The following is a 15,917-nucleotide window of genomic DNA, read 5'->3' as shown; positions in this document are numbered from 1 at the left end:
ACCTCAGACCTGCGTGGCGTCGTAGGCCAGTGCGGCGCTGGCCGCCTGGGTCATCTGGCGGGCCAGGGCGCCTTCCAGCGAGGCCTGCTGGCGAGTGTCGTCCTGGCAGGTTTCGCGCCGCTCGGGATGCAGGCCGAGCTTGGCGAACAAGGCGCGGTCGCGCTCTACCTGGGGGTTGCCGGTGGTCAGCAGCCTGTCGCCGTAGAAGATGGAGTTGGCTCCGGCAAGGAAGGCCAGCGCCTGGGTCGACTCGTCCATCTGCTCACGACCGGCCGACAGGCGCACGTGGCTGGCCGGCATCAGGATGCGGGCCACGGCAATGGCACGTATGAACTCGATGGGATCGAGATCCTCCACCTGCTCCAGCGGTGTGCCCGGCACCTTGACCAGCATGTTGATCGGCACCGACTCGGGATGCGGCTCGAGCCGGGCCAACTGCTGCAGCAGCGCGGCACGGTCGCGAGGCGCCTCGCCCATGCCGAGAATGCCACCGGAGCACACCTTCATGCCCGCATCGCGTACGTTGGACAGGGTTTCCAGGCGGTCGGAGTAGGTGCGGGTGGTGATGATCTCGCCGTAGAACTCCGGCGAGGTATCCAGATTGTGGTTGTAGTAGTCGAGACCGGCCTCGGCCAGGCGGCGGGCCTGATCGCCATCCACCATGCCCAGGGTCATGCAGGTCTCGAGCCCCAGGGCCTTGACCCGGCTGACCATCTCCAGCACCACGGCGAGATCCTTTTCACGCGGGCTGCGCCAGGCCGCGCCCATGCAGAAGCGGCTGGCACCGGCCTCCTGGGCGGCCTTGGCCTGGGCCACCACCTTCTCGATCTCCAGCAACTTCTCCTTGTCCAGCCCGGTGGTGTAGTGGCCCGACTGGGGGCAGTACTTGCAATCTTCCGGACAGGCGCCGGTCTTGATCGAGAGCAGGGTGGAAACCTGCACGGCGTTGGGGTCGAAGTGGGCGCGATGCACCTGCTGGGCGCGGAACAGCAGATCGTTGAAGGGCAGGGCGAAGAGCGCCTCGATCTCGGCCAGCGACCAGTCGTGGCGCGGCTGCGCATTGGCATGGGAATCGGACAGGCCGCTGGGACTGGTGTGCAGGGCATCGGTCATGATGGACTCGCCTTGGTCAACTTTGAAAAGTCATGATGTTGACCATGAAGCGTACGTGAAACTGAGGGGCTGTCAACCCGCTATTGTGACAGGGTTGACTACCGTCTGGTTGCGCACCGCTTGGCCTGTTTCTACGTCGTAAAGTGATAAGCTCGGCGTTTGTCAGCCATGGCACAAGGACCCAGGCCGTGCAGGAAAACATCGAGCCCCAATGCGCACCGGAAGCGTCGCCAGAAGCAGCAGGCTCAGATAAGGCGGCGAGTGAAGAAGCAGTGATCGGTCGCAAGACGACGGTCGGCTGGCTGCGTTCGCGCTGGCACGGCCTCGATCTCGGCCTGCGCCGTGCACTGCCGGGCCGCTGCGGCTTCTGCCTGGCGCCGGCGGAGCGGGACCGCCCCTGGTGCCAGGCCTGCTTCGAGGCTCTGCCGTGGAACCTGCCGGCCTGTCCCAGTTGCGCCGAACCGCAGCCCTCGGGGTCGCTGGCTGAAAAACGTTGCGGCCACTGCCTGAGCCGACCGCCGGCCTTCGTCCGTTCGCATGTGCCGTTGCGTTATCAAGATGAAGTGGCCCAGTTGATGCAGCGCTTCAAGTTTCATGCCTCGCCGCGGGCCGGCACCGTGCTGCTTGAACTCTTCGAGCTGGGGCAGGGGCAGCAGAAGTTGGGCTGGCCCGAGGCGCTGATTCCGGTGCCGCTGCACCCCAAGCGTGCCCGGGAGCGCGGCTTCGACCAGGCCGACTGGCTGGCCAGGCGCCTGGCGGCGCGCCATGGTCTGCGGCTCTACAGGGCGCAGCGGCGCCATCACACCCCCTCGCAGCGCGGCCTGGACCGCACCGAGCGCTTTGGTAATCTGCGCGATGCGTTCGTGATTACCGAAGCACTCCCCGAGCGCGTGGCGCTGCTTGACGACGTCATGACCACCGGCGCTACTCTGGATGCACTGGCCCGGGCCTGCCTGGCCGCTGGCGCCCGCGAGGTGGAGGCCTGGGCGTTGGCGCGCACTCCGTTATAAGCGGCAGGCCGGCTCACAGGCTCGGCTCCGGCTGATAAGATAGGGGGTTCTTTTCAACCGGTGACGATCATGCAGAGCACGCCGCATCCTTTTGCCAGCCTTTCTCCCGCCCGCGTCGTGGCCGCCGTCGAGTCGCTCGGCTTCTGGCTGCCCGGCGAGCCCTTCGCGCTGAACAGCTATGAGAACCGGGTGTATCTGCTGCATGACGACGAGGGGCGGCGCTGGGTGGCCAAGTTCTATCGCCCCGAGCGTTGGCAGGACGCCCAGATCCAGGAAGAGCACGACTTCCTGGATGAGCTGGTAGCAGAGGGAGTGGCCGTGGCGGCGCCCTGGCGCAACGCGGCGGGGCAGAGCCTGCATCATGCCGAGGGCTTTCGGCTGGCGCTGTTCCCGCAGCTGTCGGGGCAGGCGCCGGAGCTGGAGAATCCCACCCATCTGTTTGCGCTGGGCGAGCTGATCGGCGCCGTGCACGCCATTGGCGAGCGCTCTACCTTTCGCCATCGCGTGAGTCTCGATCTGGATGGCATGGTGCGCGAAGCCCAGCAGCGGGTGCTCGGCGCCCCTTGGCTCGACCGTCGCCAGCGCCAGGCTTACGAGCGGATCAGCAACGCGTTATACGCCGAGCTGCAGGCCTACGCCTGGAAGCCGGAGATGACGATACGGGTACAGGGCGACTGCCATATCGGCAACATGCTGGGCCGCGACGACCACTTCGCGCTGGTGGACTTCGACGACTGCCTGATGGCCCCGGCCATTCAGGATCTCTGGATGCTGTTCACCGCCGAGCACGAGGTGGAGTGGCAGATGCAGCTCTCTGAGGTGCTGGAGGGCTACGAGCAGCAGCGCGAGTTCGACCGCAGTGAATTGAAGCTGATCGAGCCGCTGCGAACGTTGCGCCTGATGCGTCACAGTGCCTGGGTGGTCGCACGCTGGGACGATCCGGCCTTTCCCCCGGCCTTCCCCTGGGTGTCCGACGCCGGCTATTGGGATGCGCACATTCGTCAGTTGGAGCAGCAGCGGCTGGCGTTGGAGCGGGCGCCGCGCTGGCTGGCCTGACGATTGGCACGAGAGAGACTGGTTTGAGAGTTAGGTGCTAGCGCTGCGAAGGGAAGCCCGGCGCACTCCGCTGGAGTGCGCCGAGAGAAGGTCACTGATCGTCGGGCTCGGGACGCTCGGCGGGAATCGGGTTGGCGATGCCCGCGCCGTTGGCCTGGCGGCGCTGCTCGTTGATACGGGCAGAAGGATTGTCCTGCTCCTCGATCTCCAGCGTGCTGGCCAGCTTGAGATGAAACACATGATCGGCGTCCAGCTCGCAGCGCTCACCGTCACACGCCACGATCCCGTAGCTGCCATCCAGCTCGTAGCCGGCGGCAGAGAGGCTGCCGCTGTAGATATCGCTGTCGCCGCCATCCGTCTCGATGCAGGTCAACGACTTGGTGGTGATACGAAGACGATCGCCGTCCTGACGGGCATCGCCGACGAGAACGCAATACTCCGGCAGCTCATGGCTGGCTTCGGCAGCTGCGCCGGCGGGACGTAGCAGAATGTCGTCCAGTCGCGTCTCTCCGCCTGACAGTATCAGGCTGTCGACCGCCTGCACCGCGACGGTGGCATCCTTGGGTAGAGAGAGGGTGCCTGCCGAGGCATGCAGAGGCATCAGAAGTAGGGCCACTCCGCTGGCCGTCAGTATCGCATCCGAAATCTTGATCATAGCGTGCTCTCGCGGGGACAAGTCTGCGCGTTTCGGCAGTTTCGATACATGGCATTTTACCATAGCTGGCGCTACGCAGCAGTGGCACGAATGTCGCAGCGGAGCAATTTCAGACGACCTGCCTGCGAGATACTGTGGGTTACGGTAGAATGACGGCAGGATTGGAAAAAGTTGTACAAAGTATAATTTTTGTATATTTTTTGACTAGCAGCGACGATGGCCGGGCCATCGCGAAACGAGCGGTACCATCCAGCAGTCGCAGGGCCTGACCATGAACGAAGAGCTTGCCAACTTCTATCGCCAGATCATTCTCGAATTGGGGGAGGACCCTGAGCGTGAGGGGCTGCGCGATACGCCCAAGCGTGCCGCCAAGGCGATGCAGTTTCTCACCCGCGGTTACTCACAGACGCTCGAGGAGCTGGTCAACGGCGCCGTGTTCGAAAGCGAGACCGACGAGATGGTGCTGATCAAGGACATCGAACTCTATTCGATGTGCGAGCACCACCTGCTGCCGTTCATCGGCAAGTGCCACATCGCCTACCTGCCGAGGGGCAAGGTGCTGGGTCTGTCCAAGTTTGCACGTATCGTCGACATGTATGCCCGTCGCATGCAGATCCAGGAGAATCTGACCCGACAGGTGGCCGAAGCCGTGCAGCAGGTCACCGGTGCACGGGGGGTCGGCGTGGTGGTCGAGGCGCGCCATCTGTGCATGATGATGCGCGGCGTGGAGAAGCAGAATTCCAGCATGTCCTCTTCGGTGATGCTGGGTGCGTTCCGCGACAACCCGACGACACGTCAGGAGTTTCTCATGCTGGTCGCTGGGCGCTGAACGCGCCGCGCCGGCCTAGCGGTCTTCCTTCATAGGAGCCAACGCCATGCCCCTGCACGCTCTGGATGATCAGCATCTCGACCATGACCTGGCGACCATCCGCATCAAGAACCTGCGTTTGCGTACCTACATCGGCATCAAGGACGAGGAGATCCTCAATCGGCAGGACGTGGTGATCAATGCCGTGATCCGCTACCGGGCCGACAAGGCGATGGCGTTCAATCGTATCGAGCAAGCGCTGAACTATCGCACCATCACCAAGGAGCTCATCGCTCTGGTGGAGGAAGGCCGCTTCCAACTGCTGGAGCGCATGACCCGCGAGGTGCTGGATCTGATCATGTCCCACGAGGAGGTGCTCACCGCTCAGGTGGAGATCGACAAGCCCCATGCGCTGCGCTTTGCCGATTCCGTCTCCATTACGCTCTCCGCCAGCCGGGAACCGCGTCGCCGGCACTGATCGATACCTCTCCTCAATCTGCCTCGGGTTGGTGGCAGCGGGTCTTTGCGCTTAGCATGGGGCAGTACCGCTGAGCCGAAAGAGAGAGACGCAACGTTGGAACGTGACATCTCCGCCCCGGAGTCGCCGCGGCGGCGTTATGCCCCCTGGGCCATGACCGCCATCGTGACGGCACTCGTTGCCCTGCTGTTCCAGGGCAGCCTGCCACCGCTGAACATTGCCGCCGCCATCTTCGCATTGATGGGACTGCGCCAGATCCGCCGCCGCCCCGACCGCTACATTGGCCGAGCTTTTTGCTGGCTGGCCATCGCGCTGGTGCTGATACTTGCCATACTGACGGCGATGCTCCAGCCCCCGGTGCTGGACGATGCTCCCGCCACTGCCCCCGAGCCGCGCACTATCGAGGTGGAATGACGAAACAGGGCGCGGCACGAATTCATACACGCCAAGTGAAGCAAGGCCCGTAGAGGCCAGGAGAAACGACATGGAAGCTCTGAAGGAAACGCAGCTCTACTGTCCGTTCGCCTATATCGACGGCAGTTGGGTCGCTGCCGACAGCGGTGAGCAGATCGAAGTGGTCAACCCGGCGACCGGCGAGACCTTCGGTACCGTACCGAGGCTGGGCCGGGCAGAGACCGAGCGCGCCATCGCCGCAGCGGATGCGGCGCTGGTCGGTTGGCGTGCCCTCACCGCCCAGGAGCGGGCCGACATCATCATGAAATGGCACGACCTGATGATGGAGCATCAGGACGACCTGGCAATGATCATGACCCACGAGCAGGGCAAGCCGCTCAAGGAGGCCGCCGGTGAGATCGCCTATGCGGCGAGTTTCCTGCGTTGGTTCGCCGAAGAGGCGCGGCGCATCTACGGCGAGACCATCCCGGCGTCGAAGCCCAATCAGCGTATCGTGGTGACCAAGCAGCCGGTGGGGGTGGTCGGTGCCATCACGCCGTGGAACTTCCCGGCGGCGATGATCACGCGCAAGGCCGGCGCGGCGCTGGCGGCAGGCTGTACCATCGTGATCAAGCCGGCCAGCCAGACCCCGTTCTCGGCCACTGCCCTGGCGCTGCTGGCCGAGCGTGCCGGCATCCCGCGCGGCGTCTTCAACGTGGTGCCGGGCCGGGCCAGCGAGATCGCCTCGGCAATGACCGAGTCGCCGCTGGTGCGCAAGATCACCTTCACCGGCTCCACCGAGGTGGGCCGCGAACTGATGGCGCAAGCCTCTCGCCACATTCAGAAGATCTCGCTGGAGCTGGGTGGCAATGCACCGTTCATCGTCTTCGAGGATGCCGACCTGGATGCCGCCGTCGAGGGAGCCATGGCGGCCAAGTTCCGCAATGCCGGCCAGACCTGCATCTGCACCAACCGCTTCCTGGTGCAGTCGAGCGTGATCAACGCCTTCTGCGAAAAGCTGGCGGTGGCCATGAACAGCGAGCTCAAGGTGGGTGATGGCACCGAGCCGGACATCAACATCGGCCCGCTGATCGATGACAAGGCGGTGGCCAAGGTCAGCGAGCACGTGCACGACGCCGTCGACAAAGGCGCGGAGCTGCTGCTGGGCGGCAATCCCCATCCGCTGGGTGGCAACTTCTTCTCACCGACCTTGATCAGCTTCGCCAACGCCGACATGAAGGTCGCCCATGAGGAGACCTTCGGCCCGCTGGCAGCGGTGTTCCCCTTCGAGGACGAGGAAGACGCCGTGCAGATGGCCAACGACACCCAATACGGCTTGGCCTCCTACTTCTACTCGCGGGATCTGGGCCGGGTATGGCGCGTTGCCGATGCGCTGGAGTACGGCATGGTGGGTATCAACACCGGGCTCATCTCCAACACTGCGGCACCGTTCGGCGGCGTCAAGGCTTCAGGCCTCGGCCGCGAAGGCGGTCACCAGGGAATCGAGGAGTTTCTCGAGACCAAGTACCTCTGCATCGACCTGGGTTGAGCCGAAGCACAAGCCACTCCACGGTAACCATCAAGGCCGGCGCAATGCCGGCCTTTCCATACCCACCTCAGCCTACCCAAGCCGCCTCTTTGCATCTATCAGTCAATTTGCATATTGTTACGGCTTATTAAAAGTCGCCCAGATGGCTAGATGACGAATGACATCGATGGAACGCAGGGGCTACCGCGTGGATGGCGAAGAGTCATCACGGCTTGCAGGGTAGGGGCGGTAGCGTGGCTGGTTTTCGGAGCGGGTATTAGATTTCAAGGAGCGGTCGTGCAACTGTCAAGAAAAATGGAAGATTATTTATTGGAGCGCCCTGCTCCAAAGGGTATTGATGTGCTTTGTGGTTTACAGCATTTTGCAATCATCACCTACGCTGTTCCGGCAGAGCGATTTCAGGGTATTTTTCCGGATCGGTTTAAATTGGACACCATAGAAGTCGATGGTCAGGTGATGGGACTGATATCGGTCGTTCCGTTCGTTGACGTAGATTTCACTTCGGCGGTTTTTCCGTTTCCTAAGTTTACTATGGGGCAAACGAACTATCGTATTTACATTATCGATGCTGAAACGGGTGAGCGTTGTGTATGGTTTCTTGGTACGGTCTTGGATTCTTGGGCCTTGGTCGTTCCCAGGTATTTATGGAATCTTCCGTGGCATGCAGGAAAGGTGAGGTTCGATTGCACTTTGAATGAAGAGACCGGATTGTACGATATCTACCAAATGGAGACCCGGTCTGCCTGGGCTGAGGCCTCAGTCGAATTGGCTCAGTCAGAAGCCGATTCACTCGAGTTCCCTGGTTTCCCAGATGTCGAGTCGGCTTTAGTCTATCTTACACACCCTTTGGCTGGCTTTTATCATCGCAGAGACAAAAAGCTGGGCACGTATCGGGTCTGGCATAAAGAGCTCGAGGTAAAGCCGGCCAGGTTGCAGTCGGCGAAATTCAAGCTTTTGTCTGATCTTGGCATTGTCAATGAGTTGGAGCAGAATTATCCTTACAGTGTCCTGATTGAGCCTCTCAATGAGTTTACCATCTATTTACCTCCGAAAATTGTCGATTGAGGTGTTGTCAAGTCACCTGGTTTAGGTGTGAGGCGAAGCAAAGATTAAAAATGAAAAGAGCCATGATTTCCACAGTAGTAGCCGTCATGCTCTTGTCGGCATGTGCTTATTGGGGCAATGACTTGCTTCGTTGGATTGAGCCTGAAACGCCGAGCGTGAGTATAGGACCGACGAATGACGGCCGATTGCTTCATGGCAAGCGCCTTCCTTCTGCAGGGCCGAATTACCGAACGTATTCGAGGCTGGGCTCGACGCTAGGCAGAACTGCCGTCAACGACCGTGTGCGCGACACGATGCTAGACTCATATATGGCACTTGAGGAAATCACACCCGAGGTCCGGTACGTGTATGGGGAGACGGGATGGCCATGGGGTGGGAGGTTCAGACCGCATCGTACCCACCAGAACGGGCTCTCGGTGGACTTCATGGTGCCGGTAACACGTAACGGTACCTCAACCGCGTTGCCCACGACGCCTTTCAACAAGTTCGGTTATGCCCTGCAATTCGATCAAGAAGGGCAGTCTGGTGATCTCAGGATCGATTTCGAAGCGATGGCGGCACACCTGGATGCGCTGGATGTCGCCGCACAGCAGCACGGTCTTCGTATTGCACTGGTGGTTTTTGCTCCGGACCTGCAGCGGAGGCTGTACGAAACCGAACTCGGCACCACGCTTAGGCATCGTCTGACTTTCAACGTCAATCCGTCCTGGGTCCGGCATGACGATCATTACCACGTGGATTTCGAGCTGACTGGTGGGGTCGCCGAGTAGTTCTCACGTTGATAAGTCAGCCACCGGACGGTAGAAGCCCCCATCGGTTTGAACTGCACCGATGGGGGCTTCTGCGTCTGGCGTGGGACTGCCGGCTTGCGCTGGTAGTCAGTGCTTGAAGTGGCGCATGCCGGTAAACACCATGGCGATTCCCGCTTCGTTGGCGGCGTCGATCACCTCCTGGTCGCGCATGGAGCCGCCGGGCTGGATCACCGCGGTGATGCCGGCCGCTGCGGCGGCGTCGATGCCGTCGCGGAAGGGGAAGAAGGCGTCCGAGGCCATCACCGAGCCGGGCACGGAGAGGCCCTCGTCGGCTGCCTTGATGCCGGCGATCTTGGCCGAGTAGACGCGGCTCATCTGGCCGGCGCCGACGCCGATGGTCTGGCCGTCCTTGGCGTAGACGATGGCGTTGGACTTGACGTACTTGGCCACCTTCCAGGCGAAGGCCAGGTCGCGCATCTCCTGCTCGCTGGGCACCCGCTCGCTGACCACGGTCAGCTCGTCGCGGCCGACCATGCCGAGGTCGCGGTCCTGGACCAGCAGCCCGCCGGTGACGCGCTTGAAGTCGTGGGCGTGCTCGCGCTCGCCGGGCCAGTTGTCGCCGACGTCGAGCAGGCGCACGTTCTGCTTCTCGGCGACGATGGCACGGGCGGCTTCCTCGACCCCGGGGGCGATGATCACCTCGACGAACTGGCGGTCGATGATGGCGCGGGCGGTCTCGGCGTCGAGCGGGCGGTTGAAGGCGATGATGCCGCCAAAGGCGCTGGTGGGGTCGGTGGCGAAGGCCTTGTCGTAGGCTTCACGGGGCGAGGCGCCTACCGCTACGCCGCAGGGATTGGCGTGCTTGACGATCACGCAGGCGATGTCGGTGAAGCTCTTGACGCACTCGAAGGCGGCGTCGGTGTCGGCCACGTTGTTGAACGAGAGCTCCTTGCCCTGCAGCTGACGAGCGGTGGCGACGCTTGCCTCGCGGGCGTCGGCTTCGACGTAGAAGGCCGCGCTCTGGTGCGGGTTCTCGCCGTAGCGCATGGCCTGCTTCTTGACGAACTGCACGTTGTAGGTACGCGGGAAGCCATCCTCGCCGCCGGGCACACGCTGGCCCAGGTAGTCGGCGATGGCGGCATCGTAGCCGGCGGTGTGTTCGAAGGCCTTCACTGCCAGGTCGAAGCGGGTGGCATGGCTTACTGCGCCACTCTGGGAGTCGATCTCGGCCAGCACGCGCTCATAGTCGCCGGCATCCACCACGATGGTGGTGTGGGCGTGGTTCTTGGCGCAGGCGCGGACCATGGTCGGGCCGCCGATGTCGATGTTCTCGATGGCGTCTTCCAGGGTGCAGTCCGGCTTGGCGACGGTCTGGGCGAAGGGGTAGAGGTTGACCACCACCATGTCGATGGGCGCGATGCCGTGTTCGACCATCACCGCGTCGTCCTGACCGCGGCGACCCAGGATGCCGCCATGGATCTTCGGGTGCAGGGTCTTGACGCGGCCGTCCATGATCTCGGGGAAGCCGGTGTGCTCAGACACCTCGGTAACGGCGATGCCGTTCTCCTGCAGCAGGCGGAAGGTGCCGCCGGTCGAAAGCAGCTCGACACCGCGTTCGCTCAGGCCGCGGGCGAAGTCGACGATGCCGGTCTTGTCGGAGACGCTGATCAGGGCGCGGCGTACCGGGGTGGGGGAGGCTTGGGCCATGGTGCGGTGCAACTCTCTGTCGGAAGTGGATGTGTAAGGGGCCGGGCCGTTCAGGGAGCGTCGCCCGGCGGTGTCAGATCAGGTCGTGCTGCTTGAGCTTCTTGCGCAGGGTGCCGCGGTTGAGGCCGAGCATTTCGGCGGCGCGGGTCTGGTTGCCCTGGGTGTATTCCAGCACGCTGGCCAGCAGCGGCGCCTCGACCTCGGCCATGACCATGGCGTAGAGGTCGGTCACGGTACCGCCGTCCAGGTGGTCGAAGTAGCGTCGCATGGCGGCGTCAACGGCTTCGCGCAGGGGCTGTTCGCCCAGCGTACTGGGCGGCGTGGTGAGGCTGCCGAGCTCGGGCAGGCCGGTCAAGGCGCTAGCCTCCAGGCCTGGCAGATTGGCATTGGGGTCGAAAACTTCACGGTTCATGCGGCACTGATTCCATTCGTTGCCCACGAAAGGCCGGTTGCGCCCTCGAGGGAAAACAGATCGTCGATGAAGTCATACTGTTCGTTCGGCTGCTCCAGGGCATTGAAGGCTGCCCGCAGCTCGCGCTGCCGGTCGCTGTCGAAGCGGCGGTCGGCAGCGAGATACCAACCCAGGTGCTTGCGTGCAATGCGCACCCCCATGTAGTGGCCGTAGAAGTCGTGCAGGGCACGGACATGGCCCAGCAGGGCATCGGCGCGCTCGTTCATGTCGGGAGGCGGGCAAGTGCGCCCGTAGCGCAGGTAATGGTCGATCTCGCGAAAAATCCAGGGGTTGCCCTGGGCGCCGCGGCCGATCATCACCGCATCCGCACCAGTATAGTCCAGAACTTCGGCCGCCTTGCGTGGAGAGTCGATATCGCCGTTGGCGAAGACCGGGATGCTCACCGCCTGCTTGATGGCGGCGATGGTGTCGTATTCCGCTTCACCCTGGTAGCGCTGCTGACGATGACGGCCATGTACCGCCAGCGCCTGAATACCGGCGCTTTCGGCCAGCCGTGCCACGCGCACGCCGTTGTTGCTGTCGGCGCACCAGCCGGTGCGGATCTTGAGCGTCACCGGCACCTCGACCGCGGCAACCACGGCGTCGAGGATCTCCGCCACCAGCGCTTCGTCGCGCAGCAGGGCCGAGCCGGCGGCCTTGTTGCAGACCTTCTTCGCCGGACAGCCCATGTTGATGTCAATGATCTCGGCGCCCTGTGCGGCGTTCAGTCGCGCGGCCTCGGCCAGCATGGCGGCGTCGCCGCCAGCGATCTGCACCGCACGCGGCCCCGGCTCGCCCGTATGGTCCATACGCTGGCGCGACTTGCGCGTATTCCACAGTGCCGGGTCGGAGGTGACCATCTCGCCCACCACCAGTCCGGCCCCCAGACGGCGGCAGAGCTGGCGGAAAGGGCGGTCGGTGACGCCGGCCATGGGGGCCAGGATGACCCGGTTGGGCAGGCGGTGGCGACCGATCTGTGGCAGTGGGCGACTATCGGGCATGGGGCGGCTCAGTGAACCAGGGGCTGCATATGATACGCCCCCGAAGGGGCAGGGTGAAGGTCACGATGGTGGCCAAGTGAGGTTGGCGGTCAACGGGCTCAAGCCGGACGTCGACCGCTGAGGCGCACCCAGCCCTCGCGAACCTGCGGCTCATCCATCACCAACCCCTGCTCGCGATAGGCGTCGAGCACCTCATCGGCCTGGCCTGCGAGAATCCCCGACAGCGCCAGACGACCGCCGGGCGCGACGTGCCCGGCGATGGTCGGCGCCAGCTCCACCAGCGGGCCGGCCAGGATGTTGGCCACCACCAGTGGGAAGCGGCGTTTGACGTCGAGCTGCTCGGGATAGCAGAGCGTCAGCTCGTGCTCGGCAACGTCGTTGCGTATGGCATTGTCGCGGCTGGCCTGCAGCGCCTGGGGGTCGATGTCGGTGCCGGTGGCCATTGCCGCTCCGAGCTTGAGCGCGGCGATGGCGAGGATACCGGAGCCGCAGCCCACGTCGAGCAGCTCGATGCCGTCGAGGCCGCCTTCCAGCGCCAGCGCATCGAGCCACTCGAGGCACAGGGCCGTGGTGGGGTGGGTGCCGGTGCCGAAGGCCAGGCCGGGGTCCAGGTGCAGGTTGACGGCATCGAGGTCGGGAGGCTCGTGCCAGCTGGGCACGATCCACAGCCGCTGGCCCATGCGCAGCGGTTTGAAGTCCTCCATCCACTCGCGCTCCCAGTCGCGGTCGGCGAGCAGCTCGTGCTCGATGACCGGACAGGGCTCGTCGGGCACGCTCTCGGCCCAGGCGGCGGCCAGGCGCTCGAGCATGGCCTCGAGGCCTTCGAGATCGTCGTAGAGCCCCGTCAGCACCGTTTCGTTCCACAGCGGCGTGGTGCCGCGCTCGGGCTCGAATACCGGGTCGTCGTGGGCATCCTGCAGCGTGATGGCGGTGGCACCTTCGGCCAGCAGAAGCTCTTCGAGCAGCTCGGCCTGCTCCGGGGCGACATAGGCCTTGAGTTGCAGCCAGGGCATGGCATTCTCCGTGCTTAACGCAGACGGGGTGGCCTTGGCCACCCCGCCGGGAGCGATGTTCGGACCGGGAAGCGAACTTCCTAGGAGCCGAGCTTCTTCTCCAGGTAGTGAATGTTGACGCCGCCCTGCTGGAAATGGCCGTCGCGGACCAGGTCCTTGTGCAGGTCGGTGTTGGTCTTGATGCCTTCCACCAGCAGCTCGTCGAGGCCATTGCGCATGCGCGTCAGTGCGATCTCGCGGCTGTCGCCCCAGGTGATCAGCTTGCCGATCAGCGAGTCGTAGTGGGGCGGCACGGTATAGCCGGTGTAGAGATGCGAATCCATGCGAATGCCCAGGCCGCCCGGCGGGTGGTAGAGCGTGACCTTGCCGGGAGAGGGCATGAAAGTGCGCGAATCCTCGGCGTTGATGCGGCATTCGAAGGCATGGCCGTTAATCTTGACGTCCTCCTGTCGGATCGACAGCGGCAAGCCCGAGGCGATGCGCAGTTGCTCACGCACGATGTCCACGCCGGTCACCATCTCGGTGACGGGGTGCTCCACCTGCACGCGGGTGTTCATCTCGATGAAGAAGAACTGGCCGTCCTCATAGAGGAACTCGAAGGTGCCGGCGCCGCGGTAGTTGATCTCGAGGCAGGCCTGGCGGCACGCTTCGAGCACCTCGGCGCGGGCCTTCGGGTCGATGCCCGGTGCTGGCGCTTCTTCCAGCACCTTCTGGTGGCGGCGCTGCAGCGAGCAGTCGCGGTCATACAGGTGGATGGCATTGCCCTGGCCGTCGGCCAGCACCTGAACCTCGACGTGGCGCGGGCGCTCGAGGAACTTCTCCATATAGACCGTGCCGTCGCCGAAGGCCGCGTGGGCCTCGGTGCGCGTTACGGTGATCGCCGAGAGCAGGTGCCCCTCGGTGTGCACCACGCGCATGCCGCGTCCGCCACCGCCGGCGGCGGCCTTGATGATTACCGGATAGCCGATGCGCCGGGCGATGGCCATGTTGTCGCCTTCGTCGTCACCCAGCGGCCCGTCGGAGCCGGGTACGGTCGGCACGCCAGCCTTCTTCATGGCCTCGATGGCGCTGACCTTGTCGCCCATCAGGCGGATGGTCTCGGCACGCGGGCCGATGAAGACGAAGCCGGAGCGCTCCACCTGCTCGGCAAAGTTGGCGTTCTCGGAGAGAAAGCCGTAGCCGGGGTGGATGGCGCTGGAATCAGTGACTTCCGCGGCGCTGATCAGCGCCGGAATGTTCAGATAGGATTGTGCCGAGGGGGCCGGGCCGATGCATACGGCCTCGTCGGCCAGGCGAACGTGCATCAGCTCGCGGTCGGCCTTGGAGTGTACCGCGACGGTCTTGATGCCCAGCTCCTTGCAGGCACGCAGAATTCGCAGGGCGATCTCGCCGCGGTTGGCGATGAGAACCTTGTCCAGCATAGGGAGTCCGCCAGTGTCGGTGAAAGATCAGGAAATGACGAGCATCGGCTGGTCGAACTCGACCGGCTCGCCGTCCTCGACCAGGATGGCCTCGATGACGCCGTCACGATCGGCCTCGATCTGGTTCATCATCTTCATAGCTTCGACGATGCACACGGTCTCGCCCTTACGCACGCTCTGGCCGATCTCGACGAACGGCTTGGAGCCAGGCGCCGGGCTGCGATAGAAGGTACCGACCATGGGCGAGGTCAGCGCATGACCCTGGTAGGCGGCCGCAGGTGCTTCTTCGGCAGGGCCGGAAGCGGAAGCGGGTGCCGGCTGGCTGGGCATGGCCTGAGCGGGCGCATACTGGGGCATGGGAGGCTGGGGCCAGCTCACCCCGTTGGGGTGGCGGCTGATACGCACCGACTCTTCGCCTTCCTGAATCTCGATTTCGCTGATGTTGGATTCTTCGAGCAGCTCGATCAGCTTCTTGACCTTACGGATATCCATGTTAAGTCTCGACCGGTGGGTAAATGGCGCTGGCAGGGCGCTGTTAACCCCAGCCAACTTTCGATAGATCGCGACAAGATGGTGAACATTGCCGACGCTATCGGCCTCAAAGAGCGTTGTTGGCGGAGTGTGCCTAAAATCCGCGGGGATGTCCAGCCGGTCGAACGGCGTTCGGTTACGTCATGAGGAGTCAGGATGCTTCAGGAACGGAAGCCTGGCCTTCGAGCCAGTCGAGCAGGCCCTGCAGGTGGCTGGCGAGTTCGCCCGCCCGCACCTCGCCTTGAATACGCGCTTCGCGGACCTCTTCTTCCCCGCTGAAGAATAGCAGGCTCGGCGGGCCGAACAGGCCGAAGTGGTCGAGAAGTTCACGGGTTGCACTATCCGTGCGGGTGACGTCGACGTAGATATGGGCGAACTGCGCCAAGGGCTCGGCGACCCGCGGGTCGGGATAGACCTGGCGTTCCATCTGCTTGCAGGAGATGCACCAGTCGGCGGTGAAGTGGACGAAGGCCGGCTGGCCCTGGGTTGAGCGCGCGCGCAGCTCACTGCGCAGCCCTTCGAGATCCGCCACGGTAGTGACCGGGGGCGCTTCGACGGTACCCGAGCCGTTGGGCAGGGCGGCCAGCGGACGCAGCGGGTCGCTGCCACCCATGGCAGCACCGAACACCAGGGCGATGCCCCAGGCCAGCAACAGCAGGCCGCCGGCCTGGCGTACTCGCGGCCAGCCCTGAGCCTGATTGAGCGAGAGGGCGCCAAGTGCCAGGGCGCTGCCAATGGCCAGGGCTGCCCACAGCAGGAGGCTGACGGAAGCAGGAAGCAGCCGCTCGATCAACCACACGGCGACGCCCAGCAGCAGAATGCCGAAGGTTGGAACCGAAGGGTTTGAATTCGACACGATGTTCGTACGCCTGAAGACCACGCTCGACGATGTGCTGGCGCTGCCCGAAGTGCGC

General features: G+C 63.8%; 17 protein-coding genes. 8 read left to right on the top strand and 9 right to left on the bottom strand.

The genetic code is table 11. From position 1 onward, the window contains the following. Positions 1–3 precede the first annotated feature (3 nt). Positions 4–1,113, bottom strand: a complete 1,110-nt coding sequence (gene bioB, locus B8115_RS17470; protein ID WP_010629130.1) for a biotin synthase BioB — start codon at positions 1,111–1,113, stop codon at positions 4–6. Between the two features lie 188 nt (positions 1,114–1,301). On the opposite strand from bioB, the gene B8115_RS17465 reads away from it, so the two are divergent. Both B8115_RS17465 and B8115_RS17460 read left to right on the top strand, forming a co-directional pair. Next, the gene (locus tag B8115_RS17465; RefSeq protein ID WP_141638653.1) at positions 1,302–2,123 is read left to right on the top strand and encodes a ComF family protein; all 822 of its coding nucleotides are present in this window, start codon (positions 1,302–1,304) and stop codon (positions 2,121–2,123) included. Positions 2,124–2,192: 69 nt separating this feature from the next. Continuing rightward, positions 2,193–3,179, top strand: a complete 987-nt coding sequence (locus B8115_RS17460; protein WP_010629128.1) for a serine/threonine protein kinase — start codon at positions 2,193–2,195, stop codon at positions 3,177–3,179. A gap of 91 nt (positions 3,180–3,270) precedes the next feature. Here the strand turns inward: B8115_RS17460 and B8115_RS17455 are convergent, their stop codons facing one another. Next, entirely contained in the window at positions 3,271–3,834 is a 564-nt protein-coding gene (locus B8115_RS17455; protein WP_010629127.1) for a hypothetical protein, read from the bottom strand. 271 nt (positions 3,835–4,105) lie between these two features. On the opposite strand from B8115_RS17455, the gene folE reads away from it, so the two are divergent. The 6 genes from folE to B8115_RS23440 all read left to right on the top strand — a co-directional run bounded on the left by folE (position 4,106) and on the right by B8115_RS23440 (position 8,897). Then, positions 4,106–4,663: a GTP cyclohydrolase I FolE gene (gene folE / locus B8115_RS17450; protein WP_010629126.1), complete on the top strand. Its 558-nt coding sequence runs from the start codon at positions 4,106–4,108 to the stop codon at positions 4,661–4,663. Positions 4,664–4,709: 46 nt separating this feature from the next. Then, a complete protein-coding gene (gene folX / locus B8115_RS17445) occupies positions 4,710–5,120 on the top strand; it encodes a dihydroneopterin triphosphate 2'-epimerase (RefSeq protein ID WP_010629125.1) in 411 nt (136 codons plus the stop codon). A 96-nt stretch (positions 5,121–5,216) separates the two neighbouring features. After that, positions 5,217–5,534 (top strand): DUF4190 domain-containing protein, encoded by a 318-nt coding sequence (locus tag B8115_RS17440; protein WP_010629124.1) that lies wholly within the window; start codon positions 5,217–5,219, stop codon positions 5,532–5,534. A 70-nt stretch (positions 5,535–5,604) separates the two neighbouring features. Next, entirely contained in the window at positions 5,605–7,062 is a 1,458-nt protein-coding gene (locus tag B8115_RS17435) for an NAD-dependent succinate-semialdehyde dehydrogenase (RefSeq protein WP_010629123.1), read from the top strand. A gap of 276 nt (positions 7,063–7,338) precedes the next feature. Beyond that, on the top strand, positions 7,339–8,127 hold the full coding sequence (locus B8115_RS17430; RefSeq protein WP_026038201.1) for a DUF2071 domain-containing protein: 789 nt from the start codon (positions 7,339–7,341) through the stop codon (positions 8,125–8,127). A 50-nt stretch (positions 8,128–8,177) separates the two neighbouring features. After that, on the top strand, positions 8,178–8,897 hold the full coding sequence (locus B8115_RS23440; RefSeq protein ID WP_141638652.1) for a penicillin-insensitive murein endopeptidase: 720 nt from the start codon (positions 8,178–8,180) through the stop codon (positions 8,895–8,897). 108 nt (positions 8,898–9,005) lie between these two features. Here B8115_RS23440 and purH read toward each other — a convergent pair whose 3' ends face one another. From purH to B8115_RS17390, 7 genes are all read right to left on the bottom strand, one after another. Continuing rightward, positions 9,006–10,586, bottom strand: coding sequence for a bifunctional phosphoribosylaminoimidazolecarboxamide formyltransferase/IMP cyclohydrolase (purH, locus tag B8115_RS17420; protein ID WP_010629120.1), 1,581 nt, complete (start codon positions 10,584–10,586; stop codon positions 9,006–9,008). A 73-nt stretch (positions 10,587–10,659) separates the two neighbouring features. Further along, positions 10,660–10,998 carry a DNA-binding transcriptional regulator Fis gene (fis, locus tag B8115_RS17415; protein ID WP_010629119.1) on the bottom strand — a complete coding sequence of 113 codons (339 nt, stop codon included), beginning with the start codon at positions 10,996–10,998 and terminating at the stop codon, positions 10,660–10,662. Then, a complete protein-coding gene (gene dusB / locus B8115_RS17410; RefSeq protein WP_010629118.1) occupies positions 10,995–12,038 on the bottom strand; it encodes a tRNA dihydrouridine synthase DusB in 1,044 nt (347 codons plus the stop codon). Before dusB ends, fis begins: the two co-directional genes overlap by 4 nt. Before the next feature lie 98 nt (positions 12,039–12,136). Further along, positions 12,137–13,051, bottom strand: a complete 915-nt coding sequence (prmA, locus tag B8115_RS17405) for a 50S ribosomal protein L11 methyltransferase (RefSeq protein WP_010629117.1) — start codon at positions 13,049–13,051, stop codon at positions 12,137–12,139. Between the two features lie 80 nt (positions 13,052–13,131). After that, positions 13,132–14,472, bottom strand: a complete 1,341-nt coding sequence (accC, locus tag B8115_RS17400; protein WP_010629116.1) for an acetyl-CoA carboxylase biotin carboxylase subunit — start codon at positions 14,470–14,472, stop codon at positions 13,132–13,134. A gap of 27 nt (positions 14,473–14,499) precedes the next feature. Further along, complete coding sequence (gene accB, locus B8115_RS17395) at positions 14,500–14,964, bottom strand: acetyl-CoA carboxylase biotin carboxyl carrier protein (RefSeq protein ID WP_010629115.1); 465 nt, start codon at positions 14,962–14,964, stop codon at positions 14,500–14,502. A gap of 190 nt (positions 14,965–15,154) precedes the next feature. Then, positions 15,155–15,917 (bottom strand): thioredoxin fold domain-containing protein (locus tag B8115_RS17390; protein WP_010629114.1); only part of this gene is annotated, 763 nt, incomplete at its 5' end.

Source organism: Halomonas sp. KM-1, from assembly GCF_000246875.1.
In the GTDB taxonomy this organism is placed as follows: domain Bacteria; phylum Pseudomonadota; class Gammaproteobacteria; order Pseudomonadales; family Halomonadaceae; genus Halomonas; species Halomonas aerodenitrificans.
Note: the sequence above shows the minus strand (reverse complement) of the source record. Positions and strands in the feature narration are given on the sequence as shown.